This window comes from Frigoribacterium sp. ME-P-080 (assembly GCF_030209595.1).
In the GTDB taxonomy this organism is placed as follows: domain Bacteria; phylum Actinomycetota; class Actinomycetes; order Actinomycetales; family Microbacteriaceae; genus Frigoribacterium.
Genome location: NZ_JARVRR010000006.1, coordinates 87,097 through 109,949, shown reverse-complemented (window position 1 = coordinate 109,949; position 22,853 = coordinate 87,097). Strand labels below are relative to the sequence as shown.

At 72.8% G+C, this 22,853-nt stretch carries 25 protein-coding genes; 12 read left to right on the top strand and 13 right to left on the bottom strand.

The features are described from left to right. Nucleotides 1-151: 151 nt before the first annotated feature. Together metX and QRN23_RS11835 are read right to left on the bottom strand one after the other, a co-directional pair. On the bottom strand, nucleotides 152-1,351 hold the full coding sequence (gene metX, locus QRN23_RS11840) for a homoserine O-acetyltransferase MetX (RefSeq protein WP_159825288.1): 1,200 nt from the start codon (nucleotides 1,349-1,351) through the stop codon (nucleotides 152-154). A gap of 102 nt (nucleotides 1,352-1,453) precedes the next feature. Continuing rightward, nucleotides 1,454-2,785: a bifunctional o-acetylhomoserine/o-acetylserine sulfhydrylase gene (locus QRN23_RS11835; RefSeq protein WP_285063626.1), complete on the bottom strand. Its 1,332-nt coding sequence runs from the start codon at nucleotides 2,783-2,785 to the stop codon at nucleotides 1,454-1,456. A gap of 184 nt (nucleotides 2,786-2,969) precedes the next feature. Between QRN23_RS11835 and QRN23_RS11830 the strand changes: the two genes are divergently transcribed. Continuing rightward, nucleotides 2,970-3,746: an SDR family oxidoreductase gene (locus QRN23_RS11830; protein ID WP_233568346.1), complete on the top strand. Its 777-nt coding sequence runs from the start codon at nucleotides 2,970-2,972 to the stop codon at nucleotides 3,744-3,746. Here QRN23_RS11830 and QRN23_RS11825 read toward each other — a convergent pair. Further along, nucleotides 3,733-4,323, bottom strand: coding sequence for a hypothetical protein (locus QRN23_RS11825; protein WP_192123341.1), 591 nt, complete (start codon nucleotides 4,321-4,323; stop codon nucleotides 3,733-3,735). The two genes, QRN23_RS11830 and QRN23_RS11825, sit on opposite strands and share 14 nt — an antisense overlap. A 557-nt stretch (nucleotides 4,324-4,880) precedes the next feature. On the opposite strand from QRN23_RS11825, the gene QRN23_RS11820 reads away from it, so the two are divergent. From QRN23_RS11820 to QRN23_RS11790, 7 genes are all read left to right on the top strand, one after another. Next, complete coding sequence (locus QRN23_RS11820; protein ID WP_285063625.1) at nucleotides 4,881-5,873, top strand: glycosyltransferase family 2 protein; 993 nt, start codon at nucleotides 4,881-4,883, stop codon at nucleotides 5,871-5,873. Nucleotides 5,874-5,935: 62 nt separating this feature from the next. Beyond that, a complete protein-coding gene (locus QRN23_RS11815) occupies nucleotides 5,936-7,132 on the top strand; it encodes an FAD-binding domain-containing protein (protein ID WP_285063624.1) in 1,197 nt (398 codons plus the stop codon). A gap of 79 nt (nucleotides 7,133-7,211) precedes the next feature. Continuing rightward, entirely contained in the window at nucleotides 7,212-7,976 is a 765-nt protein-coding gene (locus QRN23_RS11810; protein ID WP_233568345.1) for a YqjF family protein, read from the top strand. Nucleotides 7,977-8,010: 34 nt separating this feature from the next. Then, nucleotides 8,011-8,559 (top strand): phosphoribosyltransferase, encoded by a 549-nt coding sequence (locus QRN23_RS11805; protein ID WP_056046006.1) that lies wholly within the window; start codon nucleotides 8,011-8,013, stop codon nucleotides 8,557-8,559. Further along, nucleotides 8,556-9,299, top strand: coding sequence for a Type 1 glutamine amidotransferase-like domain-containing protein (locus QRN23_RS11800; RefSeq protein WP_233568344.1), 744 nt, complete (start codon nucleotides 8,556-8,558; stop codon nucleotides 9,297-9,299). The genes QRN23_RS11805 and QRN23_RS11800 overlap by 4 nt, the downstream gene beginning before the upstream one ends. Continuing rightward, nucleotides 9,296-10,000, top strand: coding sequence for a uracil-DNA glycosylase (locus QRN23_RS11795; RefSeq protein ID WP_173151017.1), 705 nt, complete (start codon nucleotides 9,296-9,298; stop codon nucleotides 9,998-10,000). The genes QRN23_RS11800 and QRN23_RS11795 overlap by 4 nt, the downstream gene beginning before the upstream one ends. Before the next feature lie 32 nt (nucleotides 10,001-10,032). Then, the gene (locus tag QRN23_RS11790; protein ID WP_285063623.1) at nucleotides 10,033-10,626 is read left to right on the top strand and encodes a GNAT family N-acetyltransferase; all 594 of its coding nucleotides are present in this window, start codon (nucleotides 10,033-10,035) and stop codon (nucleotides 10,624-10,626) included. Nucleotides 10,627-10,629: 3 nt separating this feature from the next. Here QRN23_RS11790 and QRN23_RS11785 read toward each other — a convergent pair whose 3' ends face one another. Next, nucleotides 10,630-11,226, bottom strand: coding sequence for a TetR/AcrR family transcriptional regulator (locus QRN23_RS11785; protein WP_285063622.1), 597 nt, complete (start codon nucleotides 11,224-11,226; stop codon nucleotides 10,630-10,632). A 4-nt stretch (nucleotides 11,227-11,230) separates the two neighbouring features. Beyond that, on the bottom strand, nucleotides 11,231-11,569 hold the full coding sequence (locus tag QRN23_RS11780) for a DMT family transporter (RefSeq protein WP_056045992.1): 339 nt from the start codon (nucleotides 11,567-11,569) through the stop codon (nucleotides 11,231-11,233). A 121-nt stretch (nucleotides 11,570-11,690) separates the two neighbouring features. Here QRN23_RS11780 and QRN23_RS11775 point away from each other — a divergent pair, with 121 nt between their 5' ends. Continuing rightward, the gene (locus tag QRN23_RS11775) at nucleotides 11,691-13,115 is read left to right on the top strand and encodes an amidase (RefSeq protein ID WP_200413112.1); all 1,425 of its coding nucleotides are present in this window, start codon (nucleotides 11,691-11,693) and stop codon (nucleotides 13,113-13,115) included. 30 nt (nucleotides 13,116-13,145) lie between these two features. Here the strand turns inward: QRN23_RS11775 and QRN23_RS11770 are convergent, their stop codons facing one another. The 5 genes from QRN23_RS11770 to QRN23_RS11750 are packed head-to-tail and all read right to left on the bottom strand — an operon-like array spanning nucleotide 13,146 to nucleotide 18,124. Continuing rightward, entirely contained in the window at nucleotides 13,146-13,952 is an 807-nt protein-coding gene (locus QRN23_RS11770; RefSeq protein WP_285063621.1) for an ABC transporter ATP-binding protein, read from the bottom strand. Next, complete coding sequence (locus tag QRN23_RS11765) at nucleotides 13,949-14,728, bottom strand: ABC transporter ATP-binding protein (protein WP_285063620.1); 780 nt, start codon at nucleotides 14,726-14,728, stop codon at nucleotides 13,949-13,951. The genes QRN23_RS11770 and QRN23_RS11765 overlap by 4 nt, the downstream gene beginning before the upstream one ends. Continuing rightward, complete coding sequence (locus tag QRN23_RS11760) at nucleotides 14,725-15,678, bottom strand: ABC transporter permease (protein WP_056045982.1); 954 nt, start codon at nucleotides 15,676-15,678, stop codon at nucleotides 14,725-14,727. The genes QRN23_RS11765 and QRN23_RS11760 overlap by 4 nt, the downstream gene beginning before the upstream one ends. After that, entirely contained in the window at nucleotides 15,675-16,628 is a 954-nt protein-coding gene (locus tag QRN23_RS11755) for an ABC transporter permease (RefSeq protein ID WP_277960118.1), read from the bottom strand. The genes QRN23_RS11760 and QRN23_RS11755 overlap by 4 nt, the downstream gene beginning before the upstream one ends. Continuing rightward, nucleotides 16,625-18,124, bottom strand: a complete 1,500-nt coding sequence (locus tag QRN23_RS11750; RefSeq protein ID WP_285063619.1) for an ABC transporter substrate-binding protein — start codon at nucleotides 18,122-18,124, stop codon at nucleotides 16,625-16,627. The genes QRN23_RS11755 and QRN23_RS11750 overlap by 4 nt, the downstream gene beginning before the upstream one ends. Nucleotides 18,125-18,409: 285 nt before the next feature. Here QRN23_RS11750 and QRN23_RS11745 point away from each other — a divergent pair, with 285 nt between their 5' ends. Both QRN23_RS11745 and QRN23_RS11740 read left to right on the top strand, forming a co-directional pair. Beyond that, the gene (locus tag QRN23_RS11745; RefSeq protein WP_123570261.1) at nucleotides 18,410-18,838 is read left to right on the top strand and encodes an SIP domain-containing protein; all 429 of its coding nucleotides are present in this window, start codon (nucleotides 18,410-18,412) and stop codon (nucleotides 18,836-18,838) included. A gap of 12 nt (nucleotides 18,839-18,850) precedes the next feature. Beyond that, nucleotides 18,851-19,807 (top strand): siderophore-interacting protein, encoded by a 957-nt coding sequence (locus tag QRN23_RS11740; protein ID WP_285063617.1) that lies wholly within the window; start codon nucleotides 18,851-18,853, stop codon nucleotides 19,805-19,807. 73 nt (nucleotides 19,808-19,880) lie between these two features. Here the strand turns inward: QRN23_RS11740 and QRN23_RS11735 are convergent, their stop codons facing one another. Genes QRN23_RS11735 through QRN23_RS11725 form a run of 3 tightly spaced genes read right to left on the bottom strand, consistent with a single transcriptional unit; the run spans nucleotide 19,881 to nucleotide 22,452 of the window. Further along, nucleotides 19,881-20,702 carry an SDR family NAD(P)-dependent oxidoreductase gene (locus QRN23_RS11735; protein WP_267658653.1) on the bottom strand — a complete coding sequence of 274 codons (822 nt, stop codon included), beginning with the start codon at nucleotides 20,700-20,702 and terminating at the stop codon, nucleotides 19,881-19,883. Continuing rightward, complete coding sequence (locus QRN23_RS11730; protein ID WP_235452555.1) at nucleotides 20,699-21,055, bottom strand: Fe-S oxidoreductase; 357 nt, start codon at nucleotides 21,053-21,055, stop codon at nucleotides 20,699-20,701. The genes QRN23_RS11735 and QRN23_RS11730 overlap by 4 nt, the downstream gene beginning before the upstream one ends. Then, the gene (locus QRN23_RS11725) at nucleotides 21,052-22,452 is read right to left on the bottom strand and encodes a dihydrolipoyl dehydrogenase family protein (protein WP_285063616.1); all 1,401 of its coding nucleotides are present in this window, start codon (nucleotides 22,450-22,452) and stop codon (nucleotides 21,052-21,054) included. Before QRN23_RS11725 ends, QRN23_RS11730 begins: the two co-directional genes overlap by 4 nt. Before the next feature lie 193 nt (nucleotides 22,453-22,645). On the opposite strand from QRN23_RS11725, the gene QRN23_RS11720 reads away from it, so the two are divergent. Beyond that, on the top strand, nucleotides 22,646-22,816 hold the full coding sequence (locus QRN23_RS11720; RefSeq protein WP_043595102.1) for a CsbD family protein: 171 nt from the start codon (nucleotides 22,646-22,648) through the stop codon (nucleotides 22,814-22,816). Nucleotides 22,817-22,853 lie beyond the last annotated feature (37 nt).

The following is a 22,853-nucleotide window of genomic DNA, read 5'->3' as shown; positions in this document are numbered from 1 at the left end:
GGCGTCACGGCTGCCGGGTGGCTGGCGACTCCTCATGTTTTCACACCCAGCCCCCTCTCAGGGGGTCGTGCACGGCCCGAAACGCCGATTGTCGGGGTAACGATCCGGTCGCGATGCGGAACTGTACCCCGTGGTGTCCACCGAACTGGGGTCAGTCGAGCAAGCGGCGCAGCTGGGCGCCCACCGCGTCGCCTTCGATGAGGAATCCGTCGTGCCCGTAGGGGCTCTCGACCACGGCCACGCCGTCGCCGTCCAGGCCGTGTCGCAGGTGTCGCGCGATGACCCGCTGGTCGGACACGGGGAAGAGTCGGTCGCTGTCGACGCCGAGCACCAGCGTCGGAGCCGTGATGCGGTTCAGCGCCGCCGCCACGCCGCCCCGGTCCCGCCCGACGTCGTGCGAGTTCATGGCACCGAGCAGGGTCACGTAGCTGCCCGCGTCGAAGCGGCGGGTGAACTTGTTGCCGTGGAAGTCGAGGTAGCTCTCGACCTGGAACCGTCCCGGACCGCCCAGCGGTGAGATCTCGCTCTGCCAGCTGCGACCGAAGCGGGCGTTCAGTTCGTCGGGCGAGCGGTAGTTGAGCAAGGCCATCCGCCGGGCGAGGGCGAGGCCGCGGTACGGGCCGTCGACGGCGTCGTAGTAGTCGCCGCCGTCGAAGGCGGCGTCCATCCGGATGGCCTCGTACTGCACCGTGTTCAGGGCGATCTGGTCGGCGCTCACGACCGGCGGCGCGGCCAGCACCGCGAGCCGGGCGACGCGCGAGGGGTGCGTGATCGCCCACTCGAGGGCGTGCATGCCGCCCATCGACCCGCCGACGACCGCGGCCCACCGCTCGATGCCGAGGCGGTCGGCCAACGCCGCCTGGGCGGCGACCTGGTCCCGGATCGTCAGGTGGGGGAACCTCGAACCCCACTCGACGGCGTCCGGAGCGAAGGACGAGGGGCCGGTGCTGCCCTGGCAGCCCCCGAGCACGTTCGGTGCGACGACGAACCAGCGGTCGGTGTCGATCGCGAGCCCCGGGCCGACGACGCCGTTCCACCAGCCTGCCGTGGGGTGGCCGGGGCCGGCCGCGCCGACGACGTGGCTGTCGCCGGTGAGGGCGTGCGAGACGAGCACGGCGTTGCTGCGTTCGGCGTCGAGTTCGCCCCAGGTCTCGACGGCGAGCCGCGGTCGGGGCAGCGTCACGCCGCTCTCGAGCACGAGGTCGTCCAGGGTCACGAACGACCGTCCGCCGGGGTCGTCGCCGTCGCGCCAGGCTCCGGTGACCGGCGGCCGGCCGAGCATCGCCAGGCGCGTGCGCTCGCTGATGACGCTCGACGGGACGGTGTCCTCGGGTGTGCTCTGCCAGTCCATGTGACGTCCATCCTGGACGAGCCGAGGAGGCGCGGTGCGTTTGTTACGCACACCGCGCCTCCTCGAGTCCACCGCGCAGGCCCCGACCGGCCGGCGCCCGTCCTAGCTGCTGCGGAGCGCCTCCCGGGTGACGGCGCGCGCCGCCGCGAAGCCCGCGTCGAGGTCGGCCTTCAGGTCGTCGACGTTCTCGAGGCCGACCGAGAGGCGGACGAGCCCCGGCGTGACGCCGGTCGTGAGCTGCTGCTCGGGGGTGAGCTGCGAGTGCGTCGTCGAGGCGGGGTGGATCACGAGGCTGCGCACGTCGCCGATGTTCGCGAGGTGGCTGAAGAGCTCGAGGGCGTCGACGAGCGCTCGGCCGGCGTCGACGCCTCCCTTGAGCTCGAAGGACAGCACGGCCCCGACGCCCTTGGGTGCGTACTTGTTCGCCGCCGCGTACCAGGGGCTCGTCGGCAGGCCCGCGTAGTACACCGCGGCGACGTCGTCGCGGGCGTCGAGCCACTCCGCCACCTCTTGCGCGTTCTGGACGTGTCGCTCGATCCGCAGGCTGAGCGTCTCGATGCCCTGGATCAACGAGAAGGCCGTGTCCGGGCTGTTGGACGCCCCGAGGTCGCGCAGCAGCTGCACGCGCGCCTTGATGACGTAGGCGAGAGCGTCGCCGACGGCCTGCGTGTAGACGGCCCCGTGGTACGACGGGTCGGGCTGCGTCAGACCGGGGAAGCGCTCCGCGTGGGACGACCACGGGAAGGTCCCGCCGTCGACGATGAAGCCGCCGATGACGGTGCCGTGCCCGCCGAGGAACTTCGTCGCCGAGTGGACGACGATGTCGGCCCCGTGCTCGAGCGGCCTGATCAGGTACGGCGTCGCGATCGTGTTGTCCACGATCAGCGGGACGCCCTCGGCGTGTGCCACCCCGGACACCTTCTCGAGGTCGAGGATGTTGATCTTCGGGTTGCCGATCGTCTCGGCGAAGAACAGCTTCGTGTTCGGACGCACGGCGCGGCGCCACTCGTCGGCGTCGTCCTGGTTCTCGACGAACGTCGTCTCGATGCCGAGCTTCGCGAGCGTGTACTTGAAGAGGTTGTACGTGCCGCCGTAGATCGACGACGACGACACGATGTGGTCGCCCGCCTCGGCGATGTTCAGCACGGCGAAGGTCGACGCGGCCTGGCCCGACGACACCAGCAGGGCACCCGTCCCGCCCTCGAGCGCGGCGATGCGCTTCTCCACGACGTCGTGGGTGGGGTTCATGATGCGCGAGTAGATGTTGCCGTTCTCGGCGAGGGCGAAGAGGTCCTGCGCGTGTTGCGCGTCCCGGAAGACGTACGACGTCGTCTTGTAGATCGGCGTGGCGCGGGCATGGGTCGTCGGGTCGGGCTGGGCCCCGGCGTGGATCTGCTGCGTCTCGAACTTCCAGGCGGTCTGGGCGTCGGTCATGGTGTGCTCCTGCGGTCGGGGTGCGTGGGCCGGGGTCGTCGGCGGGGGTCTGCGGTGACAGCCACGGTACGGACCGTGCCCCCGACCGTCCACGATGCCGGACACGGGACGTAACGGGGCCGCTAGCGTGGGGCGGTGCGCCTGCAGCGGGCGCCGACCACGAACGAGGCAACAGGAGGCAGACGTGGCGAAGCGGGTCGTGGTGACGGGAGCGAGCTCGGGCATCGGAGCGGCGACGGTGCGGTCGTTCCGCTCCCGCGGCTGGGAGGTCCTGGCCGTCGCGCGACGCGAGGACCGCCTCCGGGCGCTCGCCGACGAGACGGGGGCGGCCTGGTTCCGGGCCGACCTCACCAGCGACGACGACGTGGCCGCCCTGCGGGCCCACGTCGAGGAGACCGGACCGTTGCACGCCCTGGTCAACAACGCGGGTGGGGCGTTCGGACTCGACAGCGTCGAGAACGGCTCGATCGACGACTGGCAGCGCATGTTCGACGTCAACGTCCTGGGCACCAAGCGCGCGGTCACCGCCTTGCTGCCGTCGCTCCGCCGCGGAGCCGAGGAGGCGCGGGGTGCCGACATCGTGACCGTCACGTCGATCGCCGGTCACGTCGCCTACGAGAACGGCGGTGGCTACAACGCCTCGAAGTTCGCCGAGCACGCCCTCGTGGCCGTGCTGCGGCTCGAGCTGGCCGGGGAGCCGATCCGGGTGATCGAGATCGCGCCGGGCATGGTGCACACCGAGGAGTTCTCGCTCGTGCGCTTCGGCGGCGACCAGGACCGCGCCGACGCGGTCTACCGCGACGTCGAGTCGCCGTTGACGGCTGACGACGTGGCCGAGTCGATCGTGCACTCGGTCGAGCTGCCGGCCCACGTCAACCTCGACCTGGTGACCATCAAGCCCGTGGCTCAGGCGGCGACGTACAAGGTGGCCAAGGGCGAGCTGAGGGTCAAGAAGGACTGACCGAGCCGGCCCCGCCGTCCGTGCGGCTCTCGCGCAGGGCCGCGAGGTCGCCCTCGACGAGGTCGCGCAGGCGCTCGTGGCGCCCGTCGTCGTAGTCGTCGGCCGGGCGCGCGGCCCAGCCGAGCCGGTCGACGACCGTCTGCCCGACGTCGTCCCACGCTCGCGACCGGGCGTCCGCGACGACCTCGGCCACGAAGTCGTCGTCCTCCCGGCGGGCGGCCAGCGCCCGGGCCACGCCCTTCGACGCGGCCTCGCGGAGCTTCAGGGCGTCGGCGTCCTCGGGACGGTAGTCGAACTGGTGACGGGACTGACCGTACGACCGCCCGGTCATCCGACGCAGTCTGCGGACGCGCACCGCGGCCGACGTCTGCTCGGCCGTCAGGCGGTCGATCTCGTCGCGGGTGACCCGCGTCGCGACGTCCTCGTCGAACGGGAGGCGCTCCTGCAGGGCACGGCGGATGATCTGGTTCGTGACGGCCACCACCAGGGCCGCCCGGACGATCAACAGGCCTTCGTCGACCGCGCGCTCGAGGGCCGTGCGTTCCGCGCGACGGCGCGTTCCCGGTCCGTGGGGCACTGGTCGACGTCCTCTCGTGGTGGCGGGTCAGGCCCCGACCCTACCGGCGCGCGGGGGAGCGGCGACCGGGTGGGCGGACCGCGCGACGGGTGGGCGGACGACGCGTCACACGGGTCACCAGCGGGTGGTTCCGGCGGGGGACGACCCGCCCGGCGACCGGGGGGACGTCGCCGACGGTGCCCGCGCCTCCTGCCGTCCGGGGCCCGGAGGGCCGCAGAACCGCGTGGGACGGCGAGCCTCACCCGGGGGGAGCGGACGCGGACCGGCCCCCACCCGGGCGCCACCCGGACGTCACCCGGACGAGGCCCCCTCGAACGGGGGACCCCCTCGTTCTTCGTCTTCCCAGGAGGGACCCGTACCGTTGTGGAGGTCAGGACGTCCCGAACCCGAATCCGGGACGTGCCTCTGCCGTGGTCGCCCGAATCGACCGCCGGCCGACGACGTCGGGCCACCCCTCCCGACGACGCCACCCGAACGCACCCTCCGACGAGGGTCGCCACCCGAACGCGACGCCCTGCGGCGCGACGGCGACCGTCGACGAACCCAGAGGAACCCCCGTGACCCTCCGCGTCCGCACCTCCCTGCCCTCCGTCCCCCCGGCCCCCCGCGTCAGCGTCGTCGTCTGCGCCGACGAATCCACCCCCTTCGACGGCCTGACGGCCGCGCTCGACTCCGTCCTCCGCGACGGCGACGTGCACGACGTCCTCGTGGTCGTCGATCGGGCACCGCGACTCCGCGACCACCTGCGCCACCGGTACGACGACCTGCTCGTCGTCGACAACACCCGCACCCCGGGGCTCGCCGGCAGCCGCGACACCGGCATCGAGTCGGCACGCGGCGACGTCGTCGCGTTCCTCGACGCGGACTGCGTCGCCCACGCCGGCTGGGCCCGCGCGCTCGCCGCCCCGTTCGACCAGGTCGACGTCATCGCGGTCGTGGGACGGACCGAACCGACCTGGCCCGGTGCGGCCGCCTCCGCCCTGCCCGACGACCTGCTCTGGGCCGTCGACTGCACGCCCCGCACGCGACCCGACGGCCTCGTCGGCCTCGACGACGTGGCGGGAGCGACCGTGGCCTTCCGACGGTGGGACCTGCTGCAGGTCGGTGGCCTGGCCAGCGGTGTCGACGCCCGTGAGGGCGTGCCCCGTGGCGCCGAGTTCGTCGAGCTGTGCCTGCGCCTCGCCGCGGACGAGCCGGAGGCGCGGGTCGTGTCGACCTCGTCGGCCAGGGTCTCGCGCACGGTGCGTCCCTCGCGGACGCGCCGGAGCTCGGTCGTCGGCGCCGCCGTCGGCCGCGGCGTCACCCAGACCGCGCTGCGACGCTCCCTCGGCGGAGAAGCCGACGCCGCCGTCCTCCCGGGCGTCACGGCCGCTCGCCTGGCCTCGGGCGCGTGGCGTTCGTTCGTCGGTCGTCGGAGGGGCACGGCGGTGCTGGCCGCCGCGGCCGTCGGTCTCGTGGCCGGTCGCCTGCTCGGGCTGCTGCGCGGAACGCACGTCGGTCTGCCGATCGACCAGCTCGAACCGCTGCGTTCGGCCACCGTCCGCCACTGACGTCTCCTGGTCGCGACGGCGTTCCCCGGGCCCCCACGGGTCCGGGGTCGCAAGATGGACGTGTGATCGTCCCGACCAGAGTCGCCGGCCTCGAGGCCCTCGACGAGTTCCTCCCCCTCGCCGGCTCCGCCTACGCCCGTGACCGGAACCACGACCTCGGGGTCTCACGCCGCACCGTCTCGGGACTGTCGCCGTACCTCCGCCACCGTCTCGTGACGGAACGCGAGGTCGTCGGCGCGGTCCTCGAGCGTCACACGCTCGGTGCCGCGGAGAAGTTCGTGCAGGAGGTGTTCTGGCGCACCTACTGGAAGGGCTGGCTGGAGCAGAACCCCGAGGTGTGGCGGCGGTACCGACGGGACGTCGACCGCGCCGTCGACGCCGGCGTCCCCGCGGGGTACGACGAGGCGGTCGCCGGCCGCACCGGCATCGACGCGATGGACGCCTGGGTGCGCGAGCTCGTCGACACCGGGTACCTCCACAACCACGCGCGCATGTGGTTCGCCAGCATCTGGATCTTCACCCTCGGCCTTCCGTGGCACCTGGGCGCCGACTTCTTCCTCCGCCACCTGCTCGACGGGGACGCGGCCTCGAACACCCTGTCCTGGCGCTGGGTGGCGGGCCTGCAGACCGCCGGCAAGACCTACCTCGCGACGGCCTCGAACATCTCGCGCTTCACCGACGGTCGGTTCTCGCCCGAGGGTCTCGCCACGACGGCCAGGGCCCTCGACGAGGAGCCGTTGCCGCCACGGACGCCCGTCGAGGCCGCCGACGTCGTCGGCTCCCCGGGTGGGCGGGTCGGGCTGCTGCTCCACGAGGAGGACCTCGAGCCCGAGAGCCTGCTCGCCGAACGCCCCGGTCTCGTCGCGCGGCTGTCGGCCGTGGCCGTCTCCGCCGACCCCGGAGGCCGGTCCCCACAGGGCGCCTCCGCCGCCGTCGTGGCCTTCACGACGGGCGCTCGGGACGACGCGGCGACACGGACGCGGGACGCCGACGGTCGGCCCGCCCGGACGCTCACCGACGCACGGCCCGCCGCCGTCGTCGAGTGGGCGCGGTCCGAGGGGCTCGACACGGTGGTGACGCCGTACGCCCCGGTCGGTCCCGTCCAGGAGCGACTGACGTCCGTGCGCGGAGCCCTCTCTGCCGAGGGGATCGACCTCGTCACCGTCCGGCGGCGGTGGGACGGCGAGGCGTGGCCGTCCGCCTCCCGGGGCTTCTTCCCGTTCCGCGGTCGCATCCCCGAACTCGTCCGCCAGCTCTGAGGCGGCCCGGGGAGGGCCGGGGGCGGCAGCTCGTCCGAGGCTGTGGACCGCCCAGGCGGTCGTCCGTACCGTGGGCCACATGGACCAGACCATGCCGGGGGCCGAAGCCGATCCGGTGTCCCGCACCGCGCCTCCGTTGCTCCGCCCCGCGTTCATCCGACAGCACTGGGGCGGCCTGGCCTTCGCACACTGGCGGGTCGAGCCCGATCGCGTCGCCCCGCTGCTGCCGCCCGGCACGCGGCCCGACGTGTTCGACGGGTCGACCTGGGTCGGGCTCATCCCGTTCAAGCTGACGGGCAGCGCCTTCGGGCCGCTGCCCGCGGTGCCCTGGGCCGGGGACTTCCTCGAGACGAACGTGCGGCTGTACTCGGTCGACGCCCTGGGCCGACGCGGCGTGGTGTTCCGCACCCTCGAGGCGCAGCGCCTCGTCTCGGTGCTCGCCGCGAACGTGGGCCTCGGTCTGCCGTATCGCTGGGCGTCGATGCGCGAGTCCCGGGTCGACGGGGTCGTGACGTACCGCAGCACCCGGCTCGGGCCAGGGGCGAACCCGTCGTCACGCCTGTCCGTCCGACCCACCGACGAGGTCGTCGACGGCGACCCGCTCGCCGAGTTCCTCACCGCCCGCTGGGGCATGCACGTCGCCCGCGGCGGGCGCACCCGGTACTGGCCGAACCGGCACGACACCTGGTCGCTGCGACGGGCCGAGCTCGTCGACCTCGACGACGAGCTCGTCGCCGACGGCGGCCTGCCGGGCGTCACCGACCGCGAGCCGGACTCGCTGCTGTGGTCCGACGGCGTCGACACGGTCTTCGCGCCTCCCGGGGGTGCCTGGGTCCCGGCGTGACGCGGGGCGCCCTGCGCGCGTTACGGTTGTCGGCATGGTCACCCCACCCGACGACAGCCAGGCCGCCCCCGCACGACCCGAGGTCGAGGCTCCCGAGCGGGAGGTGCTGGGCTGGCTCGAGTTCGGTGAGGCCGCTCGCCACCTGGCCTCCGACGTCGTCCAGGCGGGGTTCACGCCCGACGTGATCGTCGCCGTCGCCCGCGGGGGGCTCGTGCTCGCCGGTGCCGTGGCGTACGCGCTCGACACCAAGATGTGCGGTTCGATCAACGTCGAGTTCTACACGGGCGTCGACGAGCGGCTGCCCGAGCCCGTGTTGCTGCCCCCGACCCTCGACGCCCCGTCGCTCGAGGGCAAGAAGGTCCTCGTCGTCGACGACGTGTCCGACTCGGGGCGCACCCTCGTGCTCGTGCGCGACCTGCTCGCCGAGGTGGCCTCCGAGGTCCGCACGGTCTGCCTCTACAGCAAGCCCCGCACCGTGCTCGAACCCGACTTCGTCTGGAAGCGCACCGACCAGTGGATCACCTTCCCGTGGAGCGCACTGCCGCCCGTCACGCGTGAGGTCGGAGCGGGGGCGGGCGAGTGAGCATCCACCTGGTGGGCGGCGGCTGGTCGCCCGACGACACCGAGCTGTACGACCTCTTCGTCGCCGAGGCCGCCGTCCGCGGTGCCGCCGTCGGCCGGAGCGTGCCGCGCATCGCCGTGCTGATCGTCGTGGCCGACGACTCGCCGTCCGCCGAGTTCCGTGACGGGTACCCCGCCATGCTGGCCGCCGGGGGGCGCTGTGAGGCCCTGACCACCATCGTCTCCGCCGGGGACGAGTTCGACACCCGCGTGCTGAGCGACGTCGACGGCCTGCTGGTGGCGGGTGGGCTCACCCCCGCCTACCTCGACGCGGTCGCTCCGTTGATCGACCAGGTGCGCCTCCTGGTGGCCGACGGGCTGCCCTACCTCGGTTTCTCGGCCGGCGCCATGATCGCCGCGGACCGCGCCGTGCTCGGCGGCTGGTTGATCGGCGACGTCCCGGTCTGCCCCGAGGACGCGGCAGAAGACCTGGACGAGGTCACCCTCGCCGACGGCCTCGGCCTCGTCGACCTCGCCATCGACGTGCACGCCGCCCAGTGGGGCACCCTGACCAGGCTCATCGCCGCCACCGAGGCGGGACTCGTCCGTGGTGGCGTCGCCATCGACGAGAACACCGCCCTGGTCGTCGGCGAGGGCGCCCTCGCGGTGCTCGGCACCGGCAGCGTCTGGCGGGTCGAACCGCAGCTCGACGACGACGGCGAGATCGTCGGCGTCTCGGTCGGCACGCTCGGGGTCGAGTGACCGTCGAGGCGCACGACCACCGTCGACCGCTCTCGGAGCAGATCGACCCCTCGTGGGCGACCGCGCTCGAACCCGTGGCCGACCGCATCACCGACATGGGCGAGTACCTGCGAGCCGAGGTGCGCGCGGGGCGCGGTTACCTGCCCGCCGGCGAGGACGTGCTGCGCGCCTTCCGACAGCCGCTCGACGAGGTGCGCGTCCTGATCGTCGGTCAGGACCCCTACCCGACGCCCGGCCACCCGATCGGGCTGTCGTTCGCCGTCGACCCGCACGTGCGCCCGGTGCCGCGCAGCCTCGCGAACATCTATCGCGAGCTGCACGACGACCTCGGCGTCCCCGTCGTCGAGCACGGTGACCTGACCTCGTGGTCGCGCCACGGCGTGCTGCTGCTCAACCGGGTGCTCACGGTGCGTCCGGGCGAGACGGCGTCGCACCGCGGCAAGGGCTGGGAACCGGTCACGCAGCGCGCGATCGAGGTGCTCGCGGCGCGGGGAGGGCCCCTCGTGGCCATCCTCTGGGGCCGTGACGCGTCGGCGCTCAAGCCGATGCTCGGCGACGTCCCCTCGATCGAGTCGCCGCACCCGAGCCCCCTGTCGGCGTCGCGCGGGTTCTTCGGCTCGCGGCCGTTCAGCCGGGCGAACGAGCTGCTCGTCGCCCAGGGCGGCGACCCCGTCGACTGGACGCTCCCGCCCGCCGCCTGACGGTCCCGCACCCGGCGTGGCAGAGTGATCCCGTGCTCGAAGAGGAATACCAGCCCCGGCGTCGGCTTCCCCGAGCCCTCCGGCCCCCGGCCCCGGTCGAGCCCGGCTTCACGTTCGAGATCCGACCCGCGACGCCCGCCGACCTGCCCTACGTCCGGGAGATCTACAACCACTACGTGGCGAACTCGTCCGTCACCTTCGACGAGGACGCGATGACCCTCGCCGAGTGGCGCCGCAAGTTCGCCTTCGTCACGACGCTCGGCATGCCGTTCCTCGTCGCGGTGAACCCGTCCGGCGAGGCCCTCGGCTATGCGCTCGCGACGCCGTGGGGCGGCAAGGCGGCCTACCGCTACACCGTCGAGAGCTCGATCTACCTGCGGGCCGCCTCGACCGGCAAGGGCCTCGGCCGTGCCCTGCTCGAGGCGCTCGTCGAGGCCTGCCGGGACGCGGGCATCCGCGAGATGATCGCGGTCATCGCCGACAAGAACGCCGAGGCGTCGATCGGCCTGCACGCGCGGCTCGGCTTCACCGAGGTCGGTCGCATGGGCCGGGTCGGCTTCAAGTTCGGCCGCTGGCTCGGCACGATCACGATGCAGAAGTCGCTCAAGAAGCGCCGCCGCGCCTGAACCTCAGGGCAGCGGGCCGACGATCTCCCGCAACATGCGTTCGGTCGCGTCGACGGTGCCGGGCTCGCCGCGCCAGAGCATGCGGACGATCAGGCCGTCGACGGCGAGGGCCACGACGTCGAGCCGCTCGCTCGGCACGCCGGTCCTCCTCAGCACGTGCTCGAGCGACGAGTACCAGAGGTCCGCGTCCTCGCGCAGCGACTCGTCCCGCATGGCGGTGAAGAGCAGCTCGTACTGCGCCCGGGCCGACCCGCGCTCGGTGATCGCGTACCGGACGAGCGTCTCGGCCAGGTCCGCCGAGGAGGCGCGCTCGAGTCGGTCGAAGGACCGCACCCAGTCCGTGGTCGCGTGGCGCAGCGCCGCCCGCAGCAGGTCGTCGCGTCCGGCGAAGTAGTACGTGGCCGCCGAGACCGGGACGCCGGCCGCGCGGGCCACCGCGCGGTGCGTCACGGCCGAGGGGCCGCCCGCCTCGAGGACGGCCAGGACGCCGTCGAGCAGGGCGCGCCTCCTGGTCTCGCCCTTCGGGGTCAGGGCCTGGCCGCCGGGGCCGACGGTCGAGCCGCCGGGGCCCCGGCCGTCACCCGACGTGGTGTCCGTCACGGGGTCAGGCCGCGGCCTCGTGGCGACCGCCGAGCTCGAGCATGGTCACGCCGCCGATGACGAGGACGATGCCGCCGAGCTGGACGAGGGTCAGGGGCTCCTTGAAGAAGATCCAGCTGATGAGGGCGACGAGGACGACGCCGACGCCGGCCCAGATCGCGTAGGCGATGCCGAGCGGCACGCCCTTGCTCAGCGACTGCGAGAGCATCGCGAACGCGAAGACGTAGCCGACCACGACCGCCGCGTACTGCCACCACTTGGCGTCGGGGCCGCTGGTGACCTTGAGGAAGCTCGTGGCGAAGACCTCGCCGACGATGGCGAGCGCGAGGAAGAGGTAACCCATGACGGCGTCCTGTCGAGACGTGCGACGGTCCCGGAGGCGACCTGCGGCCGGGGGAGCACGAATGGGACAAATGTACCAGAAAGCGAGATCCGTGGTCGGAGCCGCGGCCTAGGCTCGACGGGTGTTCGAACTCCACCACCTGAGCGCCCACGAGCAGTGGGACTGGCTGCGTCGCGGCGAGGTCTCGCCCCGTGAGCTGACCACCCACTACCTGGAGCGCATCGCCCGCCTCGACGGCGACGTCGGCGCGTTCGTGACGGTGACCGGCGAGGCCGCGCTCGCGCGGGCCGACGCCCTGGCCGCCGGAGGCCCCTCGGTCGCGCCGCTCTGGGGGCTGCCCCTGGCCGACAAGGACCTCAGCGACCGCGCGGGCGTGCCGACCTGGTCGGGCTCGCGCCTCAGCAGGGGGCGGGTGCCCGAGACGTCGGCCGAGATCACCGAGGCGCTCGACGAGGCCGGCGCGATCAGCGTGGGCAAGACGGCCACGCCCGAGTACGGGTTGACCGCGTACACCGAGACGCTCGTGGGCCCTCCGACGCGCAACCCGTGGGCGCCCGAGACGGGCGCGGGCGGGTCGAGCGGCGGCGCCGCGGCCGCCGTCGCCGCGGGGTTGTTGCCCTTCGCGCCCGGGTCCGACGGCGGGGGCAGCATCCGCATCCCGGCCGCCGCCACGGGTCTCGTCGGGCTGAAGCCCTCCCGGGGACGCGTGCCGGCGCAGTCGGGTCTGACGAGCCTCGCGGGCCTGCCGGTCGGCGGGGCCCTGGCCCGGTCGGTGGCCGACGCCGCCCTGCTGCTCGACGCGATGGTGTCGCCCGACGGGCGCGAGCCGCGCCACCACCAGGCCCTCTGGGCGCCTCCGTCACCCGACGGCGCCTACCTCGGCACGGCCGTGCGGGGCGAGGGACGCTTCCAGGTCGCCGTCATGACGACGAGCCCGTGGGACGACGCGTTCGACGTCCGGGTCGACCCGCGCCTCCTGGGCGTCCTCGGCGAGACCGCCGACCTGCTCACTACGATGGGGCACGGCGTGGACGAGACCACCCTGCCGGCGTCCGACTACCCGGCGTTGTTCCGCACGATCTGGCAGGCGGGGGCGGCGGGCATCCCGGCCGAGACCGAGGCCGACCTGGCGCTGCTCGAGCCCGTCACCCGGTGGCTGGTCGAACAGGGGCGACGCGTCACGGCGCGCGAGCTGTCGGCGGCGCTCGTCGGGCTCGCGGCGTTCGAACGAGTCGTCGTCGAGCGGTTCTCGGCCTTCGATGCCGTCCTGACGCCGACCCTGGCGATGCTGCCGCGCCCGCTCGGCTGGTACGACGCCGAGGACGCCGAACGCAACTTCGAGCAGCAGTGCCTGTACTCGCCGTTCACGTCGTTCGTCAACGTGGCCGGGCTGCCCGCGATCAGCCTCCCGGTGGGCGAGGTCGACGGCGTCCCCGCGGGCGTGCAGCTGATCGGGCGACCGGGGCGCGAGGACGTCCTGCTCGCGCTCGGCGCCCAGCTCGAGCGGCGGCTGCGGTGGCAGCGTCGGCACCCGCCGATGTGGTGAGCCGCGTGGCCACCCCTGACGAGCCGGGGCTCAGTCGAGCGTCGGCACCGAGTCGACCAGCGTCCGCGTGTAGTCGTGCCGCGGCCGACGCAGCACGTCGTCGGTGGGGCCCTGCTCGACGATGTGACCGTCTCGCAGCACGGCGACCCGGTCGGCGAGGTGCTGCACGAGTCCGATGTCGTGCGACACGAGCAGCAGCGACAGCCCGCGTTCGTCGCGCAGCTCGCGCAGCAGGTCGAGGATCTGCGCCCGCACGGTCACGTCGAGCGCACTCATCGGCTCGTCGCCGATCAACAGCCGCGGCCGGTGCACGAGGGCCCGGGCCAGGGCGATGCGCTGCCGTTGGCCCCCGCTGAACTCGTGGGGCCAGGCCTCGGCGTCGTGGGCCGAGAGGCCCACCCGTTCGAGCATCTCGGCCACCAGGCGGTCGTGGTCGCCCTCGACGCGCAGGGCGCGCAGCGGCTCGGCCACGGTGTCGCCCACGCGCATGCGGGGGTCCAGCGAGGCGTAGGGGTCCTGCAGGACGATGCCCGTCTGCCGCCGCAGCCAGCGCAGGCGCGAGGCGCGGTCGGGGGCGACCGTGCGCCCGTCGAAGGTCACCGTGCCGGACGTGGCCCGGTCGAGGGCCAGCAGCAGGCGCACGAGCGTGGACTTGCCCGAGCCGGACTCGCCGATCAGCGCGACGCTCTCGCCGGCGGCGACCTCGAGGTCGGCGTCGACCAGAGCGTGGCGCACCGGGCCCGGTCGGAAGGGCGAACGGCGCGGCAGGGTGAAGGTGCGAGTGAGGCCCCGGGCGACGAGCAGAGGAGGCGCGGGTGCGGTGGTCGCGTCGCTCACGAGGACCTCCAGGTCGTCGCCCTCGTGGCCTCGACGAGCCCGCGGGTGACCTCGTGCTCGGGGCGGTGCAGCAGCTGCTCGACGGGGCCCCGCTCGACGACGCGCCCGTGCGACAGCACCGCCGCGTGGTCGGTGATGCGCGAGAGCACGGCGAGGTCGTGCGTGACGAAGAGCAGCGACGTCCGCTGCTCGTCGACCAGGCGCTGGAAGAGCGCGAGCACCTCGGCCTGCGTGGTGACGTCCAGCGCGGTGGTCGGCTCGTCGGCGAGGACGAGCCCCGGCCGGTTGATCAGCGCCATGGCGATGCCGACGCGCTGCCGCTGACCGCCCGAGAGCTGGTGCGGGTAGAGGTCCACGACGGTCTCGGGGTCGGGCAGGCCGACCTCGGCGGCCGCGGCCACCGCTCGCGAGCGGGCGTCCCGGCGACCGACGCGGCCGTGCAGGCGGAGGGGCTCGGCGATCTGTCGCCCGACGGTCACGACGGGGTCGAGGGCCGTGCGGGGGTCCTGGAAGACCGTGCCGACGACGCGGCCGCGCAGGCCGGCGAGGTCGCGCTCGGACGCCCCGAGCAGTTCGCGTCCGTCGAGCCGGATGCTGCCCGTCGCGCGGGCGCCGTCGGGCAGGAGGCCGAGCACGGCCAGCGTCGTCATCGACTTGCCCGAACCGGACTCGCCGATCAGTCCGACCCGCGCACCGTCGGGCACGTCGAGCGAGAGGCCGTCGACGACCCGGCGGCCGCCGACGGTCACCGTGAGGTCGTCGATCACCAGGCTCACGAGACGACCCCCGGGGTGGTCGGGGTGCCTGCGGCGCCCGGGGCGGTGGCTCGCGGGCGAGTGGTGGACGGAACCGGCGTCGTGGGGGAGCCCGGGGTGCCACGTCCCGTCCGCCGGGACCGCAACCGGGGATCGGAGGCGTCGCGCACGGCGTCGCCCAGCAGGTTGAGCGCCAGGACGGTCAGCGTGATGGCGAGCCCGGGCCAGACGACCGACCCCGGGTGCACGCCGATGAACTTCTGCAGGTCGCTCAGCAGACGCCCCCACGAGGCGGTGTCGGCCGGGGCGCCGTAGCCGAGGAACGACAGTCCGGCCTCGGCGAGCACGCTCGTGGCCATCGACAGCGAGAGCTGGACGACGAAGACGGGCGCGATGTTCGGCAGCACGTGGCGACGCAGCACGGCCCCGGTGCCGAGCCCGTTCGCCCGGGCGGCGAGCACGTAGTCGGTCCGCGCCACCTGACGGATCTCGGACCGGCTGACCCGGGCGATCGTCACGCCGTAGCCGATCCCCACGGCGACGACCACGACGGTGAGGGACCCGCCGAACGCCGCCGCGAGGGCCATGGCGATCAGGAGCGTCGGGAACGCCACGAGCACGTCGATCAGCACGGCGACCGACTCGCGCACCCAGCGGGACGTCAACGAGCCGAGGGCGGCCAGCCCCACCCCCACCACGGTGGCGACCACGCCCGAGGCGACGGCGACCACGACCGTCGTTCCGGTCGCCGCGACGACGTAGCTGAAGATGTCGCGGCCGATCGAGTCGGTGCCGAAGGGGTGACCGAGCGAGGGCGTCAGCCAGGCCGAGTAGGGGTCGGTGTCGAAGGGGTCGAGCGGGGTCCAGAACCGGCTGACCAGGGCGGACAGGACGATCAGGGTCAGCCAGCCGGCGCCGAACGCGCCCTGCGGTCGACGCAGCAGCTCGCGGACGAACGCGCCGCGCCTCATCGGTCGCCCTCGCGGAGGCGCGGGTCGAGCCGCCGGTGCACGACGTCGATCACGAGGCCGATGAACAGCACGAGCGTGGTCAATGTCATCAGTTCACCCTGCACCTTGGTCAGGTCGCGGCGGCCGACGTCGGTCACCAGCATGCGGCCGAGCCCGGGCAGCGTGAACAGCTGCTCGACGACGACGGCCGACACGATGAGGCCCGCCACCTGCAGGCCGAGGATCGACACGATGCTGAGCATCACGTTGGGCAGCCCGTGTCGCACGAGGGCGCGCGACCGGGTCATGCCGTTGGCGGCGGCCGTCCGCACGTAGTCCTGGTCCAGGGCCCCGAGCGCCGCCGACCGGGTGAAGCGCAACAACACGGCCCCCTCGACGATGCCGATGGTGAGGGCCGGCAGCACGAGCGAGCGCAAGGCCCGCCCGGGCTCGCTCCACCCGTCGGCCGGGAACCCCTGCGTCGGCAGCAACCGCAGCGTCACGGCGAAGACGGCGATCAGCAGCATGCCCGCCCAGACGACCGGCACGGCAGCGAGCAGCTGGGCCCCGGTGCCGAGGACGACCCCGGAGGCGCGGCCACGGCGGAGCGCGCTCGTCACGCCGAGCGGGATGCCGATCAGCAATCCGAAGACCAGGGACAGCCCCGCGAGCGGCAGGGTGACGGCCAGCTTGTCGAGCACCTCGTCGACCACCGGCGTCCCCGTGACGAGCGATTCGCCCAGGTCGAGCCTCAGCAGCCCGCCGGCCCAGTCGAGGTACTGCACGACGACGGGACGATCGAGGCCGAGCTGCTGACGGAGGGCGGCGACCTGCTCGGGTGAGCCGGTCGTGCCGGCGATCGCCTGGGCGACGTCGCCCGGCAGCAACCGCAGCGTCGCGAAGATCAGCACGCTGGCGACGGCCAGCCCCCCGACGAAGAGGAGCAGGCGGCCGACGACGAAGCGGGTCACTCCGTCGTGGCCAGGTCAGCCAGGTCGAGGCGGGTCGTGGTCGAGCTCGTCGGGAAGCCGGTGACGCCGTCGTGGATCGCCGTCAGCGTCGTGGCCGTGTAGAGCCATTCGGCCGGTGCGTCGTCCGAGACGATCGTCGCCGCCTCGGCGAGCTTCTCGTCGGCCACCTCCGGGTCGGTCGCCGCGATCGACTCGGCGTAGAGCTGTTGCACGGGGGCGCTGTCGTAGCCCCAGTAGTAGTCCGGGTTCGCCCAGTTCGCGAAGTCGTGCGTCTCGGCGTGGTTGACCATGCTGAGCTCGAAGTCCTTGTTCACGTAGACGTCGTCGAGCCAGGTGCTGAAGTCGACCTGCTGCACCGTCAACGTGACGCCGACCGCCTTGAGTTGCGTGGTCAGCACGTCGCCGATGGCGGCCGGGTAGACGTTGGGGTACTCGAGGGTGAGCGAGAGGTCACCGTCGTGACCGGCCTCGGCCAGCAGGCCCTTCGCCTCGTCGGGGTCGTAGGAGTCGACGCTCGTGAGGTCCTCGTAGCCGGGGTCGAGCTCGGGGATCGGGCCCCCCTGGTCCACCGCCGACCCGCCGACGGCGGCGATCAGGGCATCGTTGTCGATCGCGAGGCGCAGGGCCTTGCGGACCTTGGCGTCGGTGAAGGGGGCGACGGCGTTGTTGAACGCGAGGGTGTACTTGTCGGTCGTCTTGCCCTTCTCGAGGGTGATGCCGTCCACGCCGTCGAGCTGGGTCGACAGGGTCGCGTCGACCGCGGTCTGCACGTCGACGTCACCCGAGATCGAGGCGTTGATCGCCGCGGACGGGTCGATCACGTAGCGGAAGGTCACGCCCGCGACCTTCGCCGGGGTGCCCCAGTAGTCGTCGAAGCGCCCGAGCTGCAGGTTGTCGCCCTGTCGCCAGCTCGTCAGCTCGAAGGGGCCGGTGCCGTTCGCCGTCGTCGAGAGGTCGTTCGTCGCGGACTGCTGGAGCACGAGGCCCGCGCGACCGGTGAGGTCGAACAGCAGGGACGAGTCGGGTCGCGAGAGCGTCAGCACGACGGTGTCGGCGGCGGGCGCCGTGATGGTCGAGACCGCGGCGAGGTCGGAATGGCTCGCGAGCGAGGCGTCGTCCTTGACCTGGGACAGCGACCAGACGACGTCGTCGGCCGTCATCGCGGCCCCGTCGTGGAAGGTCACGCCGTCGTGCAGCGTGAACGTGTAGGTCAGGCCGTCGTCGCTGACCGTGTGGCTCGCGGCCAACACGTCGCGGATCCCGTTGTCCTGCGTGCGGCCGACGAGGCCCTGGTAGACGTTGTCGATCAGCACCTGGTCGAGCGCGATGCCGGCCGTGGTGCGGATGTCGAGGTCGCTCGGCTCGAGCACGAGGCCGACCGTGACGGTCGCGTCGGGGTCGGGGGTGCCCGACCCGTCGGGGGACGAGGCGGACGAGCAACCCGTCGCGAGCAGCAACAGCGCGGCGACGGCGGCGGAGAGGGGGAGGGTGCGCACCTGGTGGGGCCTTCCGGGGATGGCCGTGGCGGATCGTCCACGGCGACGGGGGACCGGGGGCGCGGGAGAGCCCCTCGGTCGTTCGGCGGGGGAGTCCCGGTCGCTGCTGAACCGGTCCACGCGATCCGTCACCGTGTTGCTGTCGGACACGGCACGGCCCCTTGCGCCGGGCGTCGCTGACGGACTCCCGAACCCGTCAGAACTTACCATCACGGCAGCGAGGTCGCTGTCAATCGAGAGACCCGTGTGGCGGATGAGGCAAGCCTTACCTATATTGAAGGGGTCATGCTCCTCGTAGACCAGAACCCGCCCCTGCCGCACGACGCCCTGCGCGTCCTGTTCGCCGCCGACGCGACCTCGATCCCCGTCCTGCGAGAGATGCTCTCGGTCCTGCCGATCTGCGCGAGGGGCCAGGTGTTCGTCGAGGTCGAGAGCGCTGCCGACGTCGTGCCGCTCGCCTCGCCGGGTCGCGTCACGGTCACCTGGCTCGCCCGGGACCGCCGCTCGGGCGTGCCCGGCACCGGCACGGCCTGCGCCCCCGGCCAGGCCCTCGAGCGGGCGGTCCGTGCGTGGCTCGGCGAGATGTACGTCGAACCCGAGACCGTCGCGACGGGTGACCACGTCGTCTGGATCGGCGGCCCGCCCTCGTTCGCCTACGACCTGCGGCACGACCTGCACCAGCTCTTCCACGTCGGCACCCCCGCCGCGGCCTGACCGGCTCCCTCGATGACGATCACGTCCCCGGGCACGTCCACGTCCGCCGCCACCGTCGAACGGCCGGCGAAGCCGGCCCACCGCCCCTACCGCGTCCGGGTCGCGGCCGTGCGTCGCCTCGCTCCGTCGTTCGTGCGCATCACGTTCACCGGTGACGACCTGGGCGACTTCGGCGTCGACGGCCTCGACCAGCGCATCAAGGTCGTCCTGCCCCTCGAGGCCACCGGCTACGACACGTTCCCGACCGACGACTGGTACGCCTCGTGGCGCGCCCTGCCGCCCGAGCAGCAGAACGCCTTCCGCACCTACACGGCCCGGGCCGCCCGCCCCGAGCGGCGCGAGGTCGACGTCGACTTCGTCTGCCACGGCGACACCGGCCCCGCATCGGCCTGGGCCGGGCGCGCGCGCGTCGGTGACGAGCTCATGCTGATCGGGCCCGACGCGACGAGCGGCGTCACCGGCAGCGGCGTCGAGTGGTCACCGGGTGACGCGCGCACCGTGCTGCTGGCCGGCGACGAGACGGCGGCCCCGGCCATCTGCTCCATCGTCGAGGCCCTGCCGGCCGACGCCCGGGGGTGCGTCTTCATCGAGATCCCGACCGCGGCCGACGAGCTCGACCTCGTCGCGCCTCCCGGGGTCGACGTCCACTGGCTGCCGAGGCGAGACGCCACGTCCGGTCACGGCGAGGCCCTGGTGGTCGCCGTCCGCCGCTGGACCGCCCGCTACGTGACCGCCTGGCACCACGGCGTCGAGGTGAGCGAGGTCGACATCGAGCACGACATCCTCTGGGACGTCCCGCAGGGCGACGATCCGCGCGGCACCGCCGTCAGCTCCGACCTGTACGCCTGGTTCGCCGGCGAGGCGGGGGCGATCAAGACGCTCCGACGCTTCCTCGTCAGCGAGGTCGGCATCGACCGGCGCCAGGTCGCCTTCATGGGCTACTGGCGGGTCGGCAAGTCCGAGTCCTGAGGCGAGGCCCTCGACGACGAAGGAGGCGCGACCACGTCGGTCGCGCCTCCTTCGTCTCGTATCGTGGTCGCGCCTAGACCTCGGCGGGCACACCGACGAGCTCGGAGGTGCGCTCCCAGAGGGCCTCGGCGAGCAGGGGATCGGTGGCCTGACGGTGCAGGCGACCGTGCGGCGACAGCTGGTCGAAGTAGGTGCCGCTCTCGACCGAGATCGTCGTGGGCCCGGCGAGCTGGATCAACGGCACGGCGCCGGCCGACGCCGAGATGCCGTAGTTGCCGTTGGTCAGGACGTTCGCGACCCGCATCGAGCGTGAATCCGAGCCGAAGCCGGTCATCACGATGCCCGGGTGGAACGAGAACGCGTCGAGGCCCGTGCGCTTCGCCAGTTCACGGATGAACAGGACGGTCTCGATCTTGGTCGTGCCGTACTGACGCCAGCCCCCGGCCCATCGACGCTTCGACCAGTTGAGGTCGTCGAGTCGGACGTGCCCGAGCAGGTTGGCCGCGCTGGCCGTCGACACGACCCGGCCACCGCTCTCGACGAGGCGGGGCAGGAGGAGCCTGGTCAGGAGGAACGGTGCGAGGTGGTTCGACTGGAGGGTGCGCTCGAACCCGTCCGCGGTGAGGCCTCGTTCGCTGACGAGACCTCCGGCGTTGTTGGCGAGGGCGTCGATGCGGGGATAGCGCTCCAGCAACCGGTCGGCCAACGACCGGACGTCGTCGAGCCGGTCGTAGTCGACCAGGAAGGCCGTCCCGCCCACCTCGTCGGCGACCGCCTGGGTGCGTTCCGGGTTGCGTCCGACGACGCCGATCTCGGCGCCGCCCTTCGCGAGTTCGCGGGCGGCCTCGCGGCCGATGCCGCTGCTCGCCCCGGTGATGATCACGGTGCGGGTCATCGATATCCGCCCTTCTCGAGGCCGGCCTCGATCTCGAATCTGTTCGACAGCGGGTCGCTGCCGGCCAGGAAGTACAGTACGGGCATCAGCATGCCGTACCTCTGCCACTGACGGACGTGCACGGCCTCGTGTTCGAGGACGCGTGGCCCGTCGTTGTCCCGGGTCAGGTAGACCCGACCGACACAGGTGCCTCCCCGCTTGAACGCCCAGCGGGGCAGGCCGCTGCACACGATCAGGTCACCGACCATGCGGACCCGCCCCACGCTGAGCGGCACCCCGACCGCGAGACCGACGGCCGTCGCCCAGGCGCAGCCGAGTCTCGAGATCGGGGAGTCGAGCAGGGGGTTCTTCACGGACGGCCGTAGGCGTCGAGCAGGCGCAGCCAGACTTCGCTCACCGTCGGGTACGACGGGACGGCGTGCCACAGCCGGTCGATCGGCACCTCGGCGACGACGGCGATCGTGGCGGCGTGCAGCAGGTCGCTGACGTCCGGGCCGACGAAGGTCGCGCCCACGATCACCCCGCGGGACTCGTCGACGACCAGCCGCGCCTGGCCCTTGTACTCGTCCGAGTGGATCGCCGAACCGGCGACCGCGGCGAGGTCGTAGTCCACGACCTTGACGTCGATGCCTCGCTTGCCGGCGGCGTCGGCCGTGAGGCCGACCCTCGCGACCTCGGGGTCGGTGAAGGTGACCTGCGGCACTGCCGCGTCGTCGGCGGTCGCGACGTGTGCACCCCACGGCTCGGCGTGCACGGGCTTTCCGAAGGCGCGGGCGGCGATGACCTCGCCGGCGGCGCGGGCCTGGTACTTGCCCTGGTGGGTGAGCAGGGCGCGGTGGTTGACGTCGCCGACGCCGTAGAGCCAGTCGGTGCCCTTGACGAGCATGGTGTCGTCGACGTCGAGCCAGTCGCCCGGGGTGAGCCCGACGTTCTCGAGGCCGAGGTCGGAGGTGCGGGGGACACGGCCGGTCGCGACGATGATCTCGTCGGCGACGACCGTGGAGTCGTCGTCGAGGGTGACCTCGACCGTGTCGTGCTCGGTGCGCAGCACGGTCGAGGGCGAGGCCCCGAGGCGCACGTCGACGCCGAGACCCCTCAGCGAGTCGGCCACGAGTTCGCCGGCGAAGGGCTCCTGGCCACCCAGCAGACCACTGCGGGCGATCAGGGTGACGGTCGAGCCGAGCTGCTGGTACGCCGTGGCCATCTCGGCGGCGACGACGCCACCGCCGACGATGACGACGCTCTGCGGCATCGACTCGACGCTCGTGGCCTCACGGCTGGTCCAGGGCTTCGCCTCGGCGAGGCCGGGGATGTCGGGCAGGAGCGCCGACGAACCGGTCACCGCGGCGACGGCGTACGTCGCGTGGTGCACCTCGCCGTTCACCGTCACCTCCTTGACGCCGGTGATGGTGGCGTGCCCGCGGATCAGGTCGATGCCGGCGCCCTCGACCCAGTCGGCCTGGCCCGAGTCGTCCCAGTTGCTGGTGAACGAGTCGCGGCGACGCAGCACGGCGGCGACGTCGACGTCACCGGTCACGGCCTGCTTGGCCCCGTCGAGCGACTTCGCCGCACGGACGACCGCGCTCGAGCGGAGCAGCGCCTTCGACGGCATGCAGGCCCAGTACGAACACTCGCCCCCGACGAGCTCGGCTTCCACGAGCCCCACCTTGAGCCCGTTGCGGGTGGCGTAGTCGGCCACGTTCTCGCCGACAGCGCCGGCTCCGATCACGATGAGGTCATAAGTCGTCATGGCCCCGACGCTAGTCGCCCGGGGCCCGGCGTTCTCAGGCGGGTCCCCGGGCGGGCGTGGCCGTTTCGTGAAACCCTGCTGGGTCTTTCCTGAACGGCACGAGCGAGATCCGGGAGGCACGGGTAGCGTCCCTCACATCAGCGCACCATCGCGATCGTTGCGGGGGAGCGCGTCAACCTACGAGGAGGCACACATGGGACTCGACGACAAGATCAAGAACGCCGCTCAGGACATCGCCGGCAAGGCGAAAGAAGCTCTCGGCGACCGCAAGGGCGACGACGAGCTGAAGGCCGAAGGTCAGAAGGACCAGGCCGGTGCCTCCGCCAAGAAGGTCGGCGAAGACGTCAAGGACGTCTTCAAGTAGGCCGATCCGCCTCGTTCTCGGGCCCGTCCACCCCTCG

Excerpts from the sequence above, each read along its gene's own strand:
- metX (WP_159825288.1), bottom strand. The coding sequence starts at position 1,351 with ATGGACTGGCAGAGCACACCCGAGGACACCGTCCCGTCGAGCGTCATC.
- QRN23_RS11780 (WP_056045992.1), bottom strand. The coding sequence starts at position 11,569 with ATGGGTTACCTCTTCCTCGCGCTCGCCATCGTCGGCGAGGTCTTCGCC.
- QRN23_RS11745 (WP_123570261.1), top strand. The coding sequence starts at position 18,410 with ATGCTCCTCGTAGACCAGAACCCGCCCCTGCCGCACGACGCCCTGCGC.
- QRN23_RS11760 (WP_056045982.1), bottom strand. The coding sequence starts at position 15,678 with ATGAGGCGCGGCGCGTTCGTCCGCGAGCTGCTGCGTCGACCGCAGGGC.
- QRN23_RS11720 (WP_043595102.1), top strand. The coding sequence starts at position 22,646 with ATGGGACTCGACGACAAGATCAAGAACGCCGCTCAGGACATCGCCGGC.
- QRN23_RS11805 (WP_056046006.1), top strand. The coding sequence starts at position 8,011 with ATGGTCACCCCACCCGACGACAGCCAGGCCGCCCCCGCACGACCCGAG.
- QRN23_RS11725 (WP_285063616.1), bottom strand. The coding sequence starts at position 22,452 with ATGACGACTTATGACCTCATCGTGATCGGAGCCGGCGCTGTCGGCGAG.
- QRN23_RS11735 (WP_267658653.1), bottom strand. The coding sequence starts at position 20,702 with ATGACCCGCACCGTGATCATCACCGGGGCGAGCAGCGGCATCGGCCGC.
- QRN23_RS11740 (WP_285063617.1), top strand. The coding sequence starts at position 18,851 with ATGACGATCACGTCCCCGGGCACGTCCACGTCCGCCGCCACCGTCGAA.
- QRN23_RS11810 (WP_233568345.1), top strand. The coding sequence starts at position 7,212 with ATGGACCAGACCATGCCGGGGGCCGAAGCCGATCCGGTGTCCCGCACC.
- QRN23_RS11835 (WP_285063626.1), bottom strand. The coding sequence starts at position 2,785 with ATGACCGACGCCCAGACCGCCTGGAAGTTCGAGACGCAGCAGATCCAC.